We start from the raw sequence: 16,895 nt of genomic DNA, 5'->3' as shown, positions 1-16,895 counted from the left end.
GGCTCAGGAGAAGGCTCAGGAGAAGCGGCGCAGGTGTTCCTCGGTGGGGCGGAAGCGTTTGGAACAGTTGCCGCACCACCAGCGCCAGTGGTGCTCGTCCGTCTCCCGAATCTCGGCCCGGGTGTCCTTCCAGAGCAGGCCCTGACGGCAGTTGGGGCAGGTCGGCGGGATCGGCGGCGGGGAGGGGACGGTGCGGGCTTCGGTACGAGCGTCGGTACGGGCGCCGGTGCGTGTGGACATCCCGGCAGCGTGCACCTCCGCGGGGGCCGGTGGGGCGGATTCGTGCAGGGGTCACCCCTTCGGGGACGGCTCGCTCGACCCGGCTCCGGTTAATCGCTCGACAGTTGCCACCGGCACGGGGACCATTCCGCTCGATGACAACTGAGAAGACGGACCCGAACGCCCCCGCCCGTACCGACAAGCCCGTTGCCTGGGACGAGCGTTCCACGCTGACGAACCATCTCGACTATGCCCGGCGCACCGCCTGGGAGAAGTGCGCGGGCGTCTCCGCCGAGCACGCGGCGGCCGCCCCGCTGCCCGGGTCGCCGCTGATGTCCTTGTGGGGGCTGATCAGCCACCTGCGCTGGGTCGAGCACTGGTGGTTCGACGTGATGTTCCTCGGCCGCGAGGACGAGGGCCCGTGGACCGACGAGGACCCCGACCGCGAGATGCGGGTGGTGGACGGGGTGTCGATGGACGCGCTGATCGCTGAGTACGCGGCGAAGTGCGTCGAGTGGGACGCGCTCGTCGCCCGGACCGACCTGGACGCCCTCGCCGTACGGCCGCTGAGGGACGGCCGGCAGCCGACCCTGCGCTGGGTGCTGATGCACCTCGTCGAGGAGATCTCCCGGCACAACGGGCACCTGGACATCCTGCGGGAGCTGGCGGACGGGACGACCGGGGACTGAACCGGGGACTGAATCGGGGGGCTCCCCCGGGGACCGCCCCGGAGGGCCCGGGGACCGCCCCGGGGGAGCCCGGGGACCGCCCCGGGGGAGCCCGGGGACCGCCCGGCCGGGGCCGGTCACGTACCGGCGAGTGCTTCCGTCGGCGGGAGCCTCGCCGCCCGTACGGACGGATAGACGCCGGCCGCCACTCCCACCAGCACCGCACCGCCGATGCCGCCCGCGACGCCGACCGCCGGGACGACCGGGGGCCAGCCCTGGTAGAGGGCGTAACCGAGGGTCGCGGCGACGCCCAGGACCGTGCCGGCCAGGCCGCCGAGGGCGGAGAGCGCGACCGACTCGGTGAGGAACTGCCCCCGGATCTGGCCCCTGTTGGCGCCCAGCGCGCGACGCAGGCCGATCTCCTTCCTGCGTTCCAGGACCGAGATGACCATGGTGTTGGCGACGCCGATGCCGCCGACGAGCAGTGCCACTCCGGCGAGGCCGAGGAAGAGCGCCGAGAAGGTCGACTCCGTGGCGCGCTTGGCGAGCAGGGCGTCGGACGGCCGGCTGACCTGGATCAGGCCCGGGGTCTCGGGGTGGAGGGTGGGCGCGAGTACCGCCCGTACGTCTTCAAGCGCCTCCTCGCGGACCTGTGCGTACAGGACGGTCGGACGGCCGTCGAAGCCGAGCTTCGCCTTCGCCGCGTCCCAGCCGACCAGTACGGAGCGCTCGACGTCGGGCGACAGCGGCATCGCGTCGAGGACGCCGACGACCGTGAACCACGTGTCGTTGATACGGACCTGGGGCGCGGCGCCCGCCGCCACGACAGGGATCCCGAGGCGGGCGGCAGCCGCGTGGCCGAGTACGGCGGTCGGGAATCCCGCCGTCGTCGCGTCGAGGAAACGACCCGACTGGACCCGGCCCTTGAGGGTGGTGAGGAGGTTCAGCTTGGTGGCGAGGACGGTGAGTCCCGAGGTGTCGTTCTCGTTGACCCGGTCCGAACGGCGCACCAGGGCATGGGTGTTGGCGACGGCGCTCGACGACTCGACGGGCCCGATCCGGTCCGTCATGCCGACGGCCTGCTCGGGGAGCTTGACCGGCGGGTTCTGCTCGGGCATCGGTTCGGCGCGCAGGGTGTTGGTGCCGAGCGCGGACAGCTCGGCCATGAGGGCCTTCTGGCTGGACGCCGGAATGCCGACCACGACGATCATCGTGGCGATTCCGATGGAGATGCCGAGGGCGGACAGCGCGGCCCGCATCCTGCGCGTACGGATGCCGAGCAGGCCGAGGCGGAGCAGGTCACCGGGGGAGAGCCGGACGGGCTTGGCGGCGGCCTTGGTTGCGGTGGTCTTGGTTGCGGTGGTCTTGGTTGCGGCCTTGGTTGCGGTGGTCTTGGCGGTCTTCTTGGGCGTCTTCACGGCTGGGGGCTTCCCGTGTCTGCGATCAGGCGGCCGTCGAGGATCTCCACGCGGCGCGGCAGCGAGGCGGCGATGTCGCGGTCGTGGGTGATGACCGCGATGGTTGTGCCCTCGGCGTTGAGGGTGCGCAGGAGGTCGATGACGGCGCGGCCGTTGGTGGTGTCGAGGGCGCCGGTGGGCTCGTCGGCGAGGACCAGGGCCGGATTGTTGACCAGCGCGCGGGCGATGGCGACGCGCTGGCGTTCGCCGCCGGAGAGCTGGTGGGGGAGGTGCCGGGCGCGCCGGCCGAGCCCGACGCGCTGGAGGGCCTCGACGGCGAGGGCGTTGCGCCGGCGGCGGGGGACGCCGCCGTACAGCAGACCGGTCGCGACGTTCTCCGTGGCGGAGAGGCCGTCGGTGAGGTGGAACTGCTGGAAGACGAAGCCGAGTCGGCGGGCGCGAAGGGTGGAGAGGGCACGGTCGGAAAGACCGGCGACGTCCTCTCCGTCGATCTCGACGGTGCCGGTGGTGGGGAGGTCCAGGGTGCCCATGATGTTGAGCAGGGTGGACTTCCCCGAGCCGGAGGGACCGAGGATGGCGAGGAGTTCGCCCTTGCCGATGGTGAGGGAGACGTCGGAGAGCGCGGTCACGCCGCCGGGGTAGGACTTGGTGGCGTGACGGACCCGGAGGACCGGGGGACCGCCGGGGGGAGGATCGCTGGGCAGCGGGACTGCCGGGGCGGTGAAGGCGAACGTGAGGGTGTCGTCGTCGACGGACGGCCGTGAGGAAGGGACGCACGACGCGGGCGGGGCGCTGTCCCCTGCGGGGGCGGGGGTACGGCTCGCACCGGGGGCGGGGGCCTTGGCCAAGACGGGGGCAGGGACCGGGGCGGAGCAGAACGCGGGGGCCAGGGCCGCGCCGAGGGCCGGGGCCGGGGCACAGCTCACGCCAGAGGCCGGGGCCGAACCGAGGACAGGGGTGCGGTTCGCACCGAGGGCGGGGGCGGGGGCTGGGGCGGAGCCGGGGGTGGAGGTACGGCTCGCACCGGGGGTAGCGGCGGGGGCGGCGGCCCCCGAGCCGACCGCCACAGGGCCGACCGCCACAGAGTCGTCCGTCACAGAGCCGACCGCCACAGGGCCGACCGCCACAGAGTCGTCCGTCAGAGGATCGTCCGTCATGAGGCGGTGACCACCTTGGTGCCTTCGGTGAGGGTGGGGGACGTTATTTCGACCAGGCCTCGGGCGAACATGCCGGTCCGTACCGCCACCAGCTCGTTGGTGCGGGCCAGTTGGACCGCGTAGCCGCCCTCGCGCAGGGCGGTCAGGGCGCCCACCGGGACCGTCAGGACGTTCTTGTGGGTCTGGGTGGTGAAGCGGACCGTGACCGACGCCGCGTCCAGGTCGTCGACCTTCGTGCGGTCGGAGAGGAGGACGGTGACGTCGAGCTTCTGGGGCGCGTTCGGCGTGCCTTCGCCGCCCGCTCCGGCCGCTCCCCTTTCCGGGGTGGCCGCGCGGCCGATCCTGTCGACCCTGCCCTCCGCCTCCGTACCGTTCGGGAGGACGACGGTGACCTTGGCGCCCTTCTTCACCTGGCCCGCCTCCGTCGCGTCGACGGGGACCGTGACGGCCTTCGCCATCGAGGAGACGGTGAGGACCGGTTCGGTCGCCTCGTCGCCGAGTCCCGCGGTGACCGCGCCGATGCGGACCTCGCCCGGGAGTACCTGTACGTCACCGACGGCCAGGGTGCCCGTCGGGGTCGTGCCGATGTGCTTCTGCCAGCGCTTGAGGGCCGCGGAGAGTGCCTGGGTGAACTCTCCCTCGTCGCCCGCCGTGCGGCCCCCGGCCGTCGGGGAGCCCGTCGCGTACCCGGGCGCCGGCTGGGCCCCGATGTCGTAGCCCAGGGCCCGCAGGTTGTCCGCGACCATCTTCACGTCGCGCCCGCGCAACGGCTTCGCCCCGGCGTCCTTGGGCGGGGTCAGCGTGCGGTAGAGCGGGGTGGCGCCGGTGAAGGCGACCACCGGGCGGTCGTCGACCCAGAAGAGGGGCCTGCCGCGCTTGATCGTGTCGCCCTCCGCGGGGAGCTTCGTGATCAGGCCCTTCCTGCCGCTCTTCAGCGTCTTCTCGGCACCGAAACCGAGGGTGCCCCGGATCTCCTTGGTGTCGGACAGGTCGGCGCGGGAGACCGCGACCGTCTGCGTCCTGGGGATGTTGACCTTGGCCGTACCGTCGGCCTTCCCGCTGCCGCCGAGCACGAACGCACCGGCCGCGACGGCCGCCAGCGCCACGACCGCGACGGTGAGCAGGAGGGGTTTGCGGCGGGAGCGGGGGCGGCCGACACCCTCGTCGTCGGGCCCGTACTCGCCCCCGGTGTCAGCCCTTGTCACGGAATGCCTTCACCTTGCAGTCGTTCTCGATCTTGTGGGCCTGGGCTCCGGGCATCTTCAGGTCGCCCGTGTAGGTCCAGCCGGAGCCGTCCGCGAGGGCCTTCACCCCGACGCCCCCTTCGTTGATGCAGCGCACCCACTCGGTGAAGTCGTCCTGGTAGCGCGGGTTGGTCTTCGGGTCCATCTCCGGCGGCATCAGCGGCAGCTTGATCAGGCACTTTTCATACGCCGCCTTGGGCTCGCGCGGGCCCTCCACGGGGGTTTCTCCGCTGCCGACGACCATGCCCTGCTGCATCTTGACGCCGTTGTCCTTGAGGCAGGAGTTGTACGTGTTCCACATGCGCTGCTCCTCCTCGTCGGAGGTGTCCAGGCGGCGCTGCGGACGGCCGGACTCGGCGGCGTCGCGCTTCGCCTCCTCGGGCGACTTCGCCTTCTCGGAGGCGTCGCGGTCAGCACCCTTCCCCTCGTCCCCCTTGTCCCCCTTGTCGAGGGAGGCGACGTCGGACCTGCCCTCCGTGCCCTTGGCGCCGTCGCCCCCTCCTCCCCCGCCCCCGCAGCCGGTCAGCAGCGACAAGGACACGAGGACAGCGGCGGCGGCGAGCGAGCGCTTCCCGGGAATCAGCGAAGTCAACGAAGTCGGCATGGGCGCCATGCTCCGCACCCCGTATGAAGAAGTTGTCAGGTCCGGATAGCGATCGCGTTGTCCTCGCCCCGGGCGTCGACGTTCGCCCGGAGGTCTTCCGCCCCAGGCGGTTCTGAGCTGCGGGAATAGTTCGCCGGGGTCACCCGTTGACGGGTTTGTTCAACATTCAACAGACTGACTCTCGGCAGAGCCGGAAACAGACTCCAGAGGTGGCCTCGATGAGCGCGATGCAGTTCGGAATCTTCACCGTCGGCGACGTCACGCCCGACCCGACGACCGGCCGCACCCCGACCGAGTACGAGCGGATCAAGGCGATGGTGGCGATCGCGCAGAAGACGGAGGAGGTCGGCCTCGACGTGTTCGCGACGGGCGAGCACCACAACCCGCCCTTCGTCCCGTCCTCCCCGACCACGATGCTCGGCTACATCGCCGCCCGCACCGAGCGCCTCATCCTCTCCACCTCCACCACCCTCATCACCACCAACGACCCGGTGAAGATCGCCGAGGACTACGCGATGCTCCAGCACCTGGCCGACGGGCGCGTGGACCTGATGATGGGGCGCGGCAACACAGGACCGGTCTACCCGTGGTTCGGCCAGGACATCCGCCAGGGCATCCCGCTCGCCGTCGAGAACTACGCGCTCCTGCACGAGCTGTGGCGCAAGGAGGTCGTCAACTGGGAGGGCAAGTTCCGTACGCCCCTCCAGGGCTTCACCTCGACCCCCCGCCCCCTGGACGGCGTCCCGCCCTTCGTCTGGCACGGCTCCATCCGCTCCCCGGAGATCGCCGAGCAGGCGGCCTACTACGGCGACGGCTTCTTCGCGAACAACATCTTCTGGCCCAAGGACCACTTCCAGAAGCTGATCAACTTCTACCGGGAGCGGTACGCGCACTACGGCCACGGCACCCCTGAGCAGGCGGTCGTCGGGCTCGGCGGGCACGGCTTCATCCGGAAGAACTCGCAGGACGCCAAGCGCGAGTTCCGCCCCTACTTCGACAACGCGCCGGTCATCGGACACGGCCCGTCCATGGAGGAGTTCATGGCGGAGACCCCGCTCGCCGTCGGCTCCCCCCAGGAGTTCATCGAGAAGACCCTCACCTTCCGGGAGAGCTTCGGCGACTACCAGCGCCAGCTCTTCCTCGTGGACCACGCCGGCCTGCCCCTGAAGACCGTCCTTGAGCAGCTCGACATCCTCGGCGAGGAGGTCGTCCCCGTACTGCGCAAGGAGATGGCGAAGGACCGCCCGGCACAGGTCCCGGCCGGACCGACCCACGCGGCACGCGTCGCCCAGGCACTCACCTCGCACCCGAACCCGAACCCGGACACGAACTCGGACACGAACTCGGAGGTATCGGCATCATGACCACGAACCTGGTCGTCGTCTCTGCGGGCCTGAGCGTCCCCTCGTCCACCCGCCTGCTGGCGGACCGCCTGACGGACGCGGTACGGACCGAACTCCCGGACGTCTCGGTCCACTTGGTCGAACTGCGCGAACTCGCCACCGCCATCGCGAACCACCTCGTCACCGGCTTCCCGAACGCCGCCCTGCGCGAGGCGATCGACGCGGTGGCGGAGGCGGACGGCCTGATCGCCGTCACCCCCGTCTTCAATGCCTCGTACAGCGGGCTCTTCAAGTCCTTCTTCGACCTGATCGACCCGGACGCGCTGACCGGCACCCCGGTGCTGACCGCGGCGACCGGCGGCACTGCCCGCCACTCACTCGCCCTGGACCACGCGGTCCGCCCGCTCTTCGCCTACCTGCGGGCGGTGGTCCTCCCGACGGCCGTGTTCGCGGCCTCGGAGGACTGGGGCGGCACCGGCGACAGCTTTACGGAGCACCTGCCGGGCCGCATCACCCGGGCGGCGGCGGAGCTGGCGACGCAGCTCCGGCAGCGGGCAGCCCGGCCGGACGCCGGAACGGACGCCGGGACGGACGAGATCGTGCCGTTCGCCCAACAGCTCGCCGACCTCCGCCTCAATTGATCTACTTCGCGTAGATTTGCCGCAATGGTCGGTCGGCTCTTCTGGGAGGCAGTCATGGCAGCAGGCAGGATCGTCGTCGGCGTGGACGGCTCGGAGCAGTCCGTACGGGCGTTGCAGTGGGCCGCCACGCAGGCGGGGCTGACCGGCGCGGAACTGGACGCCGTCACCGCCTGGGAGTTCCCGACCTGGGGCGGCCTGATCCCGGAGAACGCGACGTACGACCCGGAGAAGCAGGCGGCCCACGTCCTCGCCGACACCGTGACCAAGGCACTCGGCAGCCAGGCGGCCACGTCCGTCACGTGCCACACGGTGAAGGGCAACGCGGCCGAGGCACTGCTGACCCGGTCCGCGGGCGCCGACCTTCTGGTGGTCGGCGCCCGCGGCCACACGGGCCTGAAGGCGACGGTGCTGGGCTCCGTCTCCCTGCACGTGGTGCAGCACTCGGCGGTGCCGGTGACGGTGGTGCGGGGAGAGTAGGACGGGGCCACCGCACCGACACCGCTTGCGAACCGCTCCTGTGCACCCCGTCCCCGGCATCGACAGCGGAACAGCGCACGTCAGGGACAGATATCGGCCACCGGCTTCGAGCAGCTCCACGCGACCTTCTCGGCGGTCGCCCGGATGCCCCACCGAAATCCTGGATCCACCACCGGAGGAGATCAGTGAGATCACTGGTCCCGGCCCGTCGCACCCGTCGTCAGCGACCCGGGCCGCAGCCGCAGCCGTCGGCTTCCTGCGGCTGATCCGCAGCCGGGTCCGCCGCCGGCCGAGGGGCGGGTACGCAGCACCCCTTTCCCCGCCAGGCATCGCACCCTTCCCTCACCGCGACAGCCGCAATGACGAGGGCCGCGAAGGGGTCGGCCCAGGACCAGCCGAGAACGGCGTTGAGGACCAGGCCCCCGAGGAGTACGGCGGAGAGGTAGGTGCACAGCAGGGTCTGCCTGGAGTCGGCGACCGCGGAGGCGGAACCGAGTTCGCGCCCGGCACGGCGCTGGGCGGTGGACAGGAACGGCATGATCGCGAGCGAAAGGGCGGCGATCACGATGCCGGGCAGCGAACGGTCCGCCTCGCCGGTGCCGGCCAGCGCCCGGACGGCGTCGAAGGTGACGTAACCGGCGAGGGCGAAGAAGGACCCGGCGATGATCCGCAGCGCGGTCCTCTCCCGGGCCTCGCGCACCGCGTGGTCACGGGCGGAGAACTGCCAGGCGACCGCGGCGGCCGAGGAGACCTCGATGACCGAGTCCAGCCCGAACCCGACCAGCGCGGTCGACGAGGCGAGGGTCCCGGCGGTAAGTGCGACGACGGCCTCGACGACGTTGTAGGCGATCGTCGCCGCGACCAGAAGCCGTATGCGCCTGGCGAGCACATCGCGGCGGGCGGCAGAAGGCCCCGGGGACATCGCGGTCACCTCAGCAGCAGCCCTTCTCGGCAGCGTCCGGACATGTCGCACCGGACCCCGACTCGACCGCGAGCACGGAGGCCAGCAGATGCCCCAGGGCATGACCGAGGCGGGCATCGGCGAGCTCGTAACGGGTACGACGCCCATCGGGCACGGTCACGACCAGACCGCAGTCCCGCAGACAGGCGAGATGGTTCGACAACCGGGTCCGCGAGATCCCCAGGGCATCGGCAAGCTCGGAAGGATAGGCCGGAGCCTCCCGCAGCGCGAGCAGAATGCGACACCGAATCGGCTCGGCGAGCGCCCGCCCGAACCGCGCCAGCACCTCGACGTCGGAAGCAAGAGTCAGCATCCGGCAGACAGTACAGCGAATCTTGAATTCAGGTAACCCTGAACTACCTCTGTCGCGACGAGAGCGTGGGCGTCCCGCCGCAGGACCGGCACCACTGCCGGAGTCCCTTCGCATTCAGGGGCGGGTCCTTCGGCAGTCCGTGGAACAGCGGCGGGCAGTGCGGGTGGTTGCGGATCTCGACGTTGCGGTCCACCCGATCGGACAGATCCCCCCGCCCGGACAGGTCGCAGTGCGGGCCGTACCCGTCCGTGCAGGCACACCGCCACTCGGCCGCGAGGGCGCAGCACTCGCAGTCGAGTGCGGGCTGCGGCTCGTCGTTCGCGAACGAGGGCACCTTCCTCGAAGGTCGGTCCACGACCCCTTACACGTCGCCCCCAGAGGGCGTTGAGTCCGTTCCTGCCGGAGGCCTCGTCCGGGTCGGGCGAGGAAGCCTTGGCGGGTGAGACGTCCGAGGCCGCTGCGGGTGACGTTCACGGCCCGGCAGTTCGGCCCGGGGCGGGACCGCCCATGTTGATGTCGGACCGGGACGCCAAGGGCCTCCCACCAAGATCGGCAGGTGGCGGCCCCGGCGACTGTTGGGGGTTGGCCGGTGCGTCCCGTCCTCCGCGCCGGCCACGGCAGGCGACTTCCTCCCCGGCGACGCTTGCGGTCACTGCCTGATCAGGCGGAGCGCGTCGAGGTTGTGTTCACATACTGACGCTCCGTCAACTCGTGGTGCTGCACACTCCGCCTGAGCTGGTGGTTCCGTCTTCGCGAGCGTGTACGGCCCCGACAGGCGGGCACCTTCCGTGATCGATGGAGTGAAGGGCCTCACGTGCCCCGGGCAAGTGTGGGAACGTGCATGGCTTGGCGCGGGGTAAGGGACAACCTGCCACGGAGGCACGCGATGCTCTCGGAGCGTGGATGGCTACTACTGGCAACAGCGATTGAGACGGGGGTCGTGGTGAGTGCCGTGGTCCAGCAGGCGCTGCTGGACTGGGCCCTGCTCGTCGTCGGGCCGCTGCTCGCAGTCCACGGCCTGTGGACGGTCCTGATGGCGCACGACCGCATGCGCTGCAAGAACTCCCTTGCCCGCATGACCCGCGTCGCCGAACTCACCCAACGTGCTCTCGTACGCCCCTTGCCCACCGATCTGGGCGGCCTGGCCACGGCCGTACGGACCCGCTCCGCGAGCGAGGGCGCCCTGGTCGGCGGGGACCTGCATGACGCCGTACTGCTGCCGTCCGGGCCGCGCCTGATCGTCGGAGACGTGACGGGCCACGGCCTGGACGCGGTCCGCATCAGCGCGGCGGTGCTCGCCGCCTTCCGCCACACCGCGGCCACGGAGCCGGACCTGGTCCGGCTTGCGCACATCCTCGACGACCGCGTACGAGACGACCTCGGAGACGAGGACTTCGTCACCTTGCTCCTCGCGGACTTCGTGCCCGGCGCGGTCCGCCTGGTCAACTGCGGGCACCCGCCGCCGCTGCTGGTGGGCCGGCGCCTGGAGGTCCTTGAACCCCCCTGCTCCTCCCCGCCGTTGGGGCTGTCGCCCACGCCGAGCGTGCAGGCCGTCCTGCTCACCCCCGAGCAGCGCATGCTGCTCTACACCGACGGTCTCACCGAGGCCCGGGACGCGCACGGCACCCTGCTGGCCCTCGACCGCCGGGTCCGGGCCGCGCTGAGCGCCTGCACCCTCGACGAGGCCCTTGCGAACCTGGTCGACCTCGTCGACCACCACGCTGCCGCCCACGACGGCGACGGCCACGGCGACGACCTCACCCTGCTGCTCGTCCAGCCCACCGCCGACCTGCTGACGGGACCGGTACTCCCCGTGCCGAAGAACGAAGGCGCACCGAGCGCGCCACAGGGCAACCTCGATCGGTCGTGATCGGGCGGCAACACTTCCGGTCACTTTCGTCCCGACCGTCCCGCGACCCGAGCACAGCCGCCATGCTGCCTTCCCAGAGTGGGAGAGCGAGGAAGGGTGCGGCCATGCGGCGGCAAGGAGCGGGGAACCTCCCTCCGGAGACAGGCGAGTTGTACGGCCGACAGCAGGAACTGGCGCAGATCCGGCGGGTGTTCGACGAAGGCGCCCGGCTTGTGACGCTGGCCGGGGTCGGCGGGGTGGGCAAGACGCGACTCGCGCTGCGGGCCGCGCACGAGGTGCAGCCGTCCTTCCGGGACGGGGTGTGGTGGGTGGAGCTCTCGTCGCTGCGCCGGGGCGCGCTGCTCGCACACGCCGTGTCCGAGGTGCTTGCGCTGGTGGACCAGACGACGCGGCCCATGATCGATGTGCTGGCCGACTACCTGGCGGGGCGCGAGGTACTGCTCGTCCTGGACACCTGCGAGCACCTGGTCCACGAGTGCGGGCTGGCCGCCGATGTGCTGCTGCGGGCCGCGCCGGGGCTGCGGATCCTGGTCACCAGCCGCCGCCCCCTGGGAATCCACGTGGAGCGGCTGCTGACCGTCGACCCGCTGCCCGTGCCCGAGGGCGAGGGCGCGGCATGCGGTGGTGCGGACGCGATGGCTCTGCTGGCCGACCGGGCCGCCGAGGCGGTGCCCGGCTTCGAGGTCACCGATGCCAACCGGCCCGATCTCGTACGCCTGTGCCGCTGCCTGGACGGTCTCCCGCTCGCCATCGAACTGGCCGCGGCCCGCCTGCGAGACCTGTCCGTGGCCGAGCTGACCGAGAAGCTGGACGACCGCTTCGCCGTCCTGGGCACCACCGACGAGGTGGTGGACGACGCCGAGCCGCCCTGGCACCAGGCGCTGCGTACCGCGATCGGCTGGAGCCACGAACTGTGCACCCCGGCCGAACGGCTGCTCTGGGCCCGCCTTTCCGTCCTCGTCGGCGGCTTCGACGCCGAGGCCGCTCGGGCGGTGTGCGCCGACGCGCGCCTTCCCGAGGAGGCGATCTTGGGGCTGCTCACCTCCCTGACGGACAAGTCGGTCGTGATGTGGGAGCCGACCGGCGGTGGCGAGCGCTACCGGATGCTCGACACCATCCGCGAGTTCGGCGCCGCCTGGCTGCGCGGCCTCGGCGAGGAGTCCACGCTGCGCCACCGGCACCGGGACTACTTCCGGGCGCTGGCCCAGGCCGCAGACGCCGCCTGGATGGGGCCGGAACAGATCGCCTGGCACGACCGGACGACCACCGAACACGCCAATCTCCGCGCCGCCTTGGATTTCTGCCTCGCCGAGCGGGACGGGCAGAGCGGGCTGCAGATGGCCGGGGCGCTGTGGTTCTTCTGGTACGCCTGCGGCTTCGCCCAGGAGGGTGAGTACTACCTCGACCGGGCCCTGGACCTGGATCCGGCCCCCGGACCGGACCGCGCCAAGGCCCTGTGGGCCCGCGGCATGGTCGGCCAGACCGTGGGTGACATGAAGACCGGCCTCCGCCTCCTCGACGCCTTCCGGAAGGTCACGGCCGACGAGGCCGATGAGACCGCCCCGGTCGCCGCTGCCCTTCTTGAGGGCACCTGTCTCGCGCTGAGCGGTCGGCAGACGCAGGCGGCCGAGGCGCTCGACACGGCGCCGCGCACCCCGCCGTCCCCCGGGCGCTACGACGCGGCGTGGTCCCTTGTCCAGGTCGCCCGGTCCTTCGTCCACATCCAGCTCGGGGAGGTCGCCGAGGCCGCGGTCGTCGCGGACCGTCTCTGCGCCGTATGCGACGACCGCGGCGAGACGCATGCCCGCGCCTGGGGCGACCTCCTCCGCGCCCTCGCCGCGCTGGCCCTGGGGCGGGCGAGCGAGGCCGAAGCTCATGCCCGCGACTCCCTCAACGGCAAACGCCGCGTCCACGACAGCGTCGGTATCGCCATGGCCCTCGACGTGCTCGGCTCCGCGACGGTCGCGTCCGGGCACGCCGAGCGAGCCGCCCAGCTCCTCGGCACCGCCGACCGGGTATGGCAGACCCTCGGTACCCCCCAGATGGGGGCACCCGAACTCGTCGCCGCCCGCCAGGCGTGCGAGGCGCAGGCCCGTCAGGCCATCGGCGACGACATCTACGAGACCGCCTTCCGTGCCGGCTACGACAGCGACCCCGACGCCGGCATCACCCATGCCCTCTGCACACCCGGGACCGCCCCACCGCACCCCGAGATCGGCTGACCGCAGCGGGCGGCCGTCGTACAGGTACGTCGTCGTGCGGCCGGAGCGCTGCCGTCGACTCCGAATCCAGGGTTCCGGCGTCTTCCTTGAGCTCCCGTACCGCTGTCACGTGTGGGGGCTCGTTGGCCTCGGACATGCCGCCCGGGAGGTCCCAGCCCGGTTTGTACGTCGGGTTGACCACGAGGAAGTCCTTCACCGGGCGGCACCCGCGATGCTGGGCCAACGGGGCCCGAGGGGTTCACGTGTCACCTCAGGACCGGCACCACTGCCGGAGTCCCTTCGCGTTCAGGGGCGGGGCTTTCGGCAGCCCGTGGAAGAGCGGTGGGCTGTGCGGGTGGTTGCGGATCTCGACGTTGCAGTCCACCCGCTTGGACAGGTCGTAGTGCGGGCCGTAGCCGTCCGTGTGGGCGCGCCGCCACTCGGCCGAGAGGGCGCAGCACTCGCAGCCGAGTGCGGGTTGCGGCTCGTCGTTCGCGAACGAGGGCAGCGGGAGGTCGAGCGGGGGGCCTTGCACCCCGTGGTGTGCACTCACCGGACACCCCCCACCGGGGTCGACAGCAGCCGCGCCGTCTTCAGCTCGTCCGCCGTCGGGACCCGAAGGTCGTCCGGCTGCACGGACCACTCGGCCCCACCGCCGGGCGGCCGGAGCCACACGGTCCCCGCCGGATCCTCCGCAACCACCTCACCCAGCTTGCCCGTGCTGTCGACCCGGTACGTAGTCCGTGTGCAGTCGCTCATTCGCCGTCTCCTCGCGTGTTGCTACGAGACGACGCTAGAGAGCCCGGTGAACGAATGCCCAGCCACTTCTACGGAGTTCTACGGCAGTTACTCCAACGCGTCCACGGCCGAAGTGATCAGCGCCCTCGCCTCCGCCCCGTGGACTGCCAGCTTGGAGAATTCGCCGAATGCCCTGAGGTACTGCCGCACCTCGCTCGGCGCAGAAACATTCACCTGTGCCGTAAGCAGCTCGACTTGTGCCTGCTCCTCGTCGTAGACGCTGAACGTCTCGACCATCCACATCCGGCGCTCCGCAGAGAAGGGGATCACGCCCAGCGAAACAGCCGGAAGGGCCATCACCGAGAGCAGGTGGCCGAGTTGGCCCGCCATGGCTTCCGCATCGCCCACTCGATGGCGCAGCACCGCTTCCTCAACCAGCAGGGCGAACCGGTGGTTCCCCTCCCGGATGACCCGAGAGCGTTCCAAGCGGGCGGCCACGGCTGCGGATACGTCGTCCGGGGCACCCCGGAACTCAGCGATGGACGACAGCAGCGCATGGGCGTACGCATCCGTCTGGAGCAGGCCCGGCACGACGTTGGAGCAGTAGATCCGGAACACCCGTGTGCGCTCGAACAACGGGACATAGGACTCTTGCAGCCGGCGCAGACCGGTGCGCTGCAACCGCCGCCATTCGACGTACGCGCTCTCGGCCGTACGTGAGGCCGCGATCACGTCGGCGGCCTGGTCCTCTGCACCGCAGGCACGGCACCACGCGCGGATGTCGTCATCACTCGGGGGCGTGGTGCCATTCTCCAGCCGAGACACCTTGGACGCATACCAACCGGTGTGCGCAGCAACGTCCTTGGCATACAGCCCGGCATCTCTACGGATCTCGCGAAGCCTGTCGGCGACGGCCTTTCTGGCAGCTTCGACACTGGTAGAAGTAGACGCAGGCATGGGCGGTTCGAGCCGTCAGATCCTGTACTCCTCGTGCGGTGTCGCCCGCTCCCACACAGCCTCGAACGCGTCGGCGCACAGCTTCGCCACATGGGGCTCGTCCGTCACGTCGTCGCCCAGGTATGCGCCCTCCCCGGAGAAGTACCCGAAGCGCACCAGCCGGTCGTCGAACAGCCAGAAGTCATTGCCGGGCAACGCCAAGTCGGACGCCCGCCGACGGGGAAGCCAGCGAATCAGCTCACCCCCTGCCACATTCGTGAACGTCCCGTCGTACAGGTACCGCGTGTATTCACTGACGGGCTCCGAGACGATCCGGGCCCGACGAACCACCACCCCTCGGGCAACAGTCTCGGACACCATGTCCAGCCACGGACGCCACCACGACGCGCGATCGTCAGGATCGGGGCGATGCCCGGCTTTCCAGGCATCCACCCGGGGCTTCTCGTCCGGGTCGTCATAGTGGTCCCGCATCTCCAGGTGAACCGCAGACCGCTGGCAGCTCTCCAGCAGTTCACCGAACGGCGGCGCGCTCCGCCACATCACAAGCCTCCCGAATTGCGGCCACCATGCTCAGCGGCAGTCGAACTACCGTTTCATAGTCAGGAATCGGACCCGATTCCAGACATTCGGCCTGAGTCTCCTCATCGGCCTTCCGTCCTTGGAACACCAGCTCTTGGGTTGCCTCGTCCACCCATGCCGTAGGGCAGTTCGCCCCATCCGTGTTCGGGTCCTTGGAGATGAACCGCAGGGCCATTGCCGCCTCCGGTGCGCCGTGGCTTCTACAACCTTCCACGACCATCACTCCTCCTGGGAGTGCCGTCAAGAGCGCCTTTTGCGGGGCAAGTTCAACAGAATTCTCCACCGTGCGGCAGCACACGAGAAGGACCCGAGATCCGGTGGTCGGGATGCTTTCTCTTGGGGACGGACGGCAATGCCCTACCCCACCCCCCACCCTTTCCCGCGTACGTACGCGCACGCGTGGGCGCGCAGGTGTGCGCGAGGCGCCAACTCGCTTACCCACCACGCCAGATGGCAAATTGTGACCGTGTGGCGACTTGACGTGACGAGCGTGTACTGTGCGTCGCAACAGAAACAGAACGACCCCCGAGGGTGCTGTAACACCGCATCGGGGGTCTGACCACAGAACGATCGTGAGGCGATCACCATGGCTGTCGAACAGCTTAGTCCTGCCCCGTCCCGCCCCGCGCACCCGATGTCCGCCCCCGGGTACGGAAAGCGGACCGCGCCGCACCAACTCCCCCGCACCGCGAGCGACTTCGACCACCTCGCGCACCGCGAAGCCGCCATCGCGTACTACATCGACCGGCTGCCCGACGGCTCCAACATCGGTATCAAGGCCCTCTCCCAGGAGATCGCCGGGTACGGGCAGATGGCCGTCGCAACCGCGCTGCGCCGCCTCAAAGCCGCAGGTCATCTCTTTCACCAGGTGGACACCGTGGTCGACGCGGACGGCCGGACCCTGCGCGTCACCCGCACCTACTTCTCCCGTACCGCCCGCCCCGACGCCTGGTGGCGCTCGCACCTCACCGACGAGGAGACCGAGAACCACCCGGAAGAGGTCGCCGACACACCTGGGGAGCCGGAGCGGCGCGCCTACCGGGCGCTGTCACGGCTCTCGCACCGCGCGCCCAAGCTGCCGTTGTCCGACAACGAGTGCGTGGAGCTGATCCCGTACGCGGCGGAGTGGTTCCGGCGCGGGGCCTCCGAGGAACGGCTGATGAACTCGCTGGCGATGATCCTGCCGGCCGTCGTCTTCAGCCCCTTCGCCTTCGTGCAGCAGAAGCTGGTCAAGAAGCTGCCACCGCCGCTGCCCGAGCCCCGGCAGGGCAGGCCGATCCTGGAGTGCCGGGAGTGCGGGGTGCCCGGTGAGGCGGCGGCGCTGCCGGGTGGACTGTGCAGGCCGTGCCGCAGCCAGCCGTACGTCCCGGAGAGGAAGGGCCTGGCCGCCGACGTCGTACGCGGGAAGGCGGCGACGCTGCGGCGCCAGTTGCGGGAGGTGTGGCCGCCGAGGGAAGGGATGCTGGGCGGCCACGGAGGGCTCGCGGCGACGTCGTAGCATCCCT

20 protein-coding genes and 1 pseudogene are annotated in these 16,895 nt (G+C 70.7%); 7 read left to right on the top strand and 14 right to left on the bottom strand.

The window, feature by feature from the left end; genetic code table 11:
- Positions 1-15: 15 nt before the first annotated feature.
- Positions 16-240 (bottom strand): hypothetical protein, encoded by a 225-nt coding sequence (locus tag ACH4SP_RS14300; RefSeq protein WP_398414359.1) that lies wholly within the window; start codon positions 238-240, stop codon positions 16-18.
- A 134-nt stretch (positions 241-374) separates the two neighbouring features.
- Between ACH4SP_RS14300 and ACH4SP_RS14295 the strand changes: the two genes are divergently transcribed.
- Positions 375-908: a DinB family protein gene (locus tag ACH4SP_RS14295; RefSeq protein ID WP_398414357.1), complete on the top strand. Its 534-nt coding sequence runs from the start codon at positions 375-377 to the stop codon at positions 906-908.
- Positions 909-1,024: 116 nt separating this feature from the next.
- Here the strand turns inward: ACH4SP_RS14295 and ACH4SP_RS14290 are convergent, their stop codons facing one another.
- The 4 genes from ACH4SP_RS14290 to ACH4SP_RS14275 form a co-directional block, all read right to left on the bottom strand.
- Positions 1,025-2,305: an ABC transporter permease gene (locus ACH4SP_RS14290; protein ID WP_398414355.1), complete on the bottom strand. Its 1,281-nt coding sequence runs from the start codon at positions 2,303-2,305 to the stop codon at positions 1,025-1,027.
- Positions 2,302-3,009 (bottom strand): ABC transporter ATP-binding protein, encoded by a 708-nt coding sequence (locus ACH4SP_RS14285; RefSeq protein WP_398415078.1) that lies wholly within the window; start codon positions 3,007-3,009, stop codon positions 2,302-2,304. The genes ACH4SP_RS14290 and ACH4SP_RS14285 overlap by 4 nt, the downstream gene beginning before the upstream one ends.
- A gap of 449 nt (positions 3,010-3,458) precedes the next feature.
- Positions 3,459-4,667, bottom strand: a complete 1,209-nt coding sequence (locus ACH4SP_RS14280; RefSeq protein ID WP_398414353.1) for a hypothetical protein — start codon at positions 4,665-4,667, stop codon at positions 3,459-3,461.
- Positions 4,654-5,310, bottom strand: coding sequence for a hypothetical protein (locus ACH4SP_RS14275; RefSeq protein ID WP_398414351.1), 657 nt, complete (start codon positions 5,308-5,310; stop codon positions 4,654-4,656). The genes ACH4SP_RS14280 and ACH4SP_RS14275 overlap by 14 nt, the downstream gene beginning before the upstream one ends.
- Before the next feature lie 227 nt (positions 5,311-5,537).
- Here ACH4SP_RS14275 and ACH4SP_RS14270 point away from each other — a divergent pair, with 227 nt between their 5' ends.
- The 3 genes from ACH4SP_RS14270 to ACH4SP_RS14260 are packed head-to-tail and all read left to right on the top strand — an operon-like array spanning position 5,538 to position 7,771.
- Positions 5,538-6,674 (top strand): LLM class flavin-dependent oxidoreductase, encoded by a 1,137-nt coding sequence (locus ACH4SP_RS14270; protein WP_398415076.1) that lies wholly within the window; start codon positions 5,538-5,540, stop codon positions 6,672-6,674.
- Positions 6,671-7,294, top strand: a complete 624-nt coding sequence (locus tag ACH4SP_RS14265; RefSeq protein ID WP_398414349.1) for an FMN reductase — start codon at positions 6,671-6,673, stop codon at positions 7,292-7,294. Before ACH4SP_RS14270 ends, ACH4SP_RS14265 begins: the two co-directional genes overlap by 4 nt.
- A 54-nt stretch (positions 7,295-7,348) precedes the next feature.
- Entirely contained in the window at positions 7,349-7,771 is a 423-nt protein-coding gene (locus ACH4SP_RS14260; protein WP_398414347.1) for a universal stress protein, read from the top strand.
- 220 nt (positions 7,772-7,991) lie between these two features.
- On the opposite strand, the gene ACH4SP_RS14255 is transcribed toward ACH4SP_RS14260, so the two are convergent.
- From ACH4SP_RS14255 to ACH4SP_RS14245, 3 genes are read right to left on the bottom strand one after another with little or no spacing between them, the layout of a single operon-like run.
- On the bottom strand, positions 7,992-8,693 hold the full coding sequence (locus ACH4SP_RS14255) for a cation transporter (protein WP_398414345.1): 702 nt from the start codon (positions 8,691-8,693) through the stop codon (positions 7,992-7,994).
- A 10-nt stretch (positions 8,694-8,703) separates the two neighbouring features.
- Positions 8,704-9,045 carry an ArsR/SmtB family transcription factor gene (locus tag ACH4SP_RS14250; RefSeq protein ID WP_398414343.1) on the bottom strand — a complete coding sequence of 114 codons (342 nt, stop codon included), beginning with the start codon at positions 9,043-9,045 and terminating at the stop codon, positions 8,704-8,706.
- 43 nt (positions 9,046-9,088) lie between these two features.
- Entirely contained in the window at positions 9,089-9,400 is a 312-nt protein-coding gene (locus ACH4SP_RS14245; RefSeq protein ID WP_398414341.1) for a hypothetical protein, read from the bottom strand.
- Positions 9,401-9,988: 588 nt separating this feature from the next.
- On the opposite strand from ACH4SP_RS14245, the gene ACH4SP_RS14240 reads away from it, so the two are divergent.
- Together ACH4SP_RS14240 and ACH4SP_RS14235 are read left to right on the top strand one after the other, a co-directional pair.
- Positions 9,989-10,915 (top strand): PP2C family protein-serine/threonine phosphatase, encoded by a 927-nt coding sequence (locus ACH4SP_RS14240; protein WP_398414339.1) that lies wholly within the window; start codon positions 9,989-9,991, stop codon positions 10,913-10,915.
- 104 nt (positions 10,916-11,019) lie between these two features.
- Positions 11,020-13,137, top strand: a complete 2,118-nt coding sequence (locus tag ACH4SP_RS14235; protein WP_398414337.1) for an ATP-binding protein — start codon at positions 11,020-11,022, stop codon at positions 13,135-13,137.
- A gap of 28 nt (positions 13,138-13,165) precedes the next feature.
- Here the strand turns inward: ACH4SP_RS14235 and ACH4SP_RS14230 are convergent.
- The 6 genes and pseudogenes from ACH4SP_RS14230 to ACH4SP_RS14205 form a co-directional block, all read right to left on the bottom strand.
- Positions 13,166-13,360: pseudogene (locus ACH4SP_RS14230) on the bottom strand (NUDIX domain-containing protein); the annotation flags it as partial.
- A gap of 27 nt (positions 13,361-13,387) precedes the next feature.
- Entirely contained in the window at positions 13,388-13,669 is a 282-nt protein-coding gene (locus ACH4SP_RS14225; RefSeq protein WP_398414336.1) for a hypothetical protein, read from the bottom strand.
- Positions 13,666-13,875, bottom strand: coding sequence for a hypothetical protein (locus ACH4SP_RS14220; RefSeq protein ID WP_398414334.1), 210 nt, complete (start codon positions 13,873-13,875; stop codon positions 13,666-13,668). The genes ACH4SP_RS14225 and ACH4SP_RS14220 overlap by 4 nt, the downstream gene beginning before the upstream one ends.
- 87 nt (positions 13,876-13,962) lie before the next feature.
- Positions 13,963-14,811 carry a helix-turn-helix domain-containing protein gene (locus ACH4SP_RS14215; protein WP_398414332.1) on the bottom strand — a complete coding sequence of 283 codons (849 nt, stop codon included), beginning with the start codon at positions 14,809-14,811 and terminating at the stop codon, positions 13,963-13,965.
- A gap of 15 nt (positions 14,812-14,826) precedes the next feature.
- Positions 14,827-15,351, bottom strand: coding sequence for a DUF6879 family protein (locus ACH4SP_RS14210; protein WP_398414330.1), 525 nt, complete (start codon positions 15,349-15,351; stop codon positions 14,827-14,829).
- A complete protein-coding gene (locus tag ACH4SP_RS14205) occupies positions 15,323-15,610 on the bottom strand; it encodes a hypothetical protein (RefSeq protein WP_398414329.1) in 288 nt (95 codons plus the stop codon). Before ACH4SP_RS14205 ends, ACH4SP_RS14210 begins: the two co-directional genes overlap by 29 nt.
- 366 nt (positions 15,611-15,976) lie before the next feature.
- On the opposite strand from ACH4SP_RS14205, the gene ACH4SP_RS14200 reads away from it, so the two are divergent.
- Entirely contained in the window at positions 15,977-16,888 is a 912-nt protein-coding gene (locus ACH4SP_RS14200; protein WP_398414327.1) for a hypothetical protein, read from the top strand.
- Positions 16,889-16,895 lie beyond the last annotated feature (7 nt).

The sequence above is a fragment of the Streptomyces sp. NPDC021093 genome, assembly GCF_044333135.1.
GTDB lineage: Bacteria > Actinomycetota > Actinomycetes > Streptomycetales > Streptomycetaceae > Streptomyces.
This window is presented reverse-complemented; position numbering and strand designations above follow the sequence as displayed.

Excerpts from the sequence above, each read along its gene's own strand:
- ACH4SP_RS14300 (WP_398414359.1), bottom strand. The coding sequence starts at position 240 with ATGTCCACACGCACCGGCGCCCGTACCGACGCTCGTACCGAAGCCCGC.
- ACH4SP_RS14295 (WP_398414357.1), top strand. The coding sequence starts at position 375 with ATGACAACTGAGAAGACGGACCCGAACGCCCCCGCCCGTACCGACAAG.
- ACH4SP_RS14275 (WP_398414351.1), bottom strand. The coding sequence starts at position 5,310 with ATGCCGACTTCGTTGACTTCGCTGATTCCCGGGAAGCGCTCGCTCGCC.
- ACH4SP_RS14270 (WP_398415076.1), top strand. The coding sequence starts at position 5,538 with ATGCAGTTCGGAATCTTCACCGTCGGCGACGTCACGCCCGACCCGACG.
- ACH4SP_RS14265 (WP_398414349.1), top strand. The coding sequence starts at position 6,671 with ATGACCACGAACCTGGTCGTCGTCTCTGCGGGCCTGAGCGTCCCCTCG.
- ACH4SP_RS14260 (WP_398414347.1), top strand. The coding sequence starts at position 7,349 with ATGGCAGCAGGCAGGATCGTCGTCGGCGTGGACGGCTCGGAGCAGTCC.
- ACH4SP_RS14255 (WP_398414345.1), bottom strand. The coding sequence starts at position 8,693 with ATGTCCCCGGGGCCTTCTGCCGCCCGCCGCGATGTGCTCGCCAGGCGC.
- ACH4SP_RS14250 (WP_398414343.1), bottom strand. The coding sequence starts at position 9,045 with ATGCTGACTCTTGCTTCCGACGTCGAGGTGCTGGCGCGGTTCGGGCGG.
- ACH4SP_RS14235 (WP_398414337.1), top strand. The coding sequence starts at position 11,020 with ATGCGGCGGCAAGGAGCGGGGAACCTCCCTCCGGAGACAGGCGAGTTG.
- ACH4SP_RS14220 (WP_398414334.1), bottom strand. The coding sequence starts at position 13,875 with ATGAGCGACTGCACACGGACTACGTACCGGGTCGACAGCACGGGCAAG.
- ACH4SP_RS14215 (WP_398414332.1), bottom strand. The coding sequence starts at position 14,811 with ATGCCTGCGTCTACTTCTACCAGTGTCGAAGCTGCCAGAAAGGCCGTC.
- ACH4SP_RS14210 (WP_398414330.1), bottom strand. The coding sequence starts at position 15,351 with ATGTGGCGGAGCGCGCCGCCGTTCGGTGAACTGCTGGAGAGCTGCCAG.
- ACH4SP_RS14205 (WP_398414329.1), bottom strand. The coding sequence starts at position 15,610 with ATGGTCGTGGAAGGTTGTAGAAGCCACGGCGCACCGGAGGCGGCAATG.
- ACH4SP_RS14200 (WP_398414327.1), top strand. The coding sequence starts at position 15,977 with ATGGCTGTCGAACAGCTTAGTCCTGCCCCGTCCCGCCCCGCGCACCCG.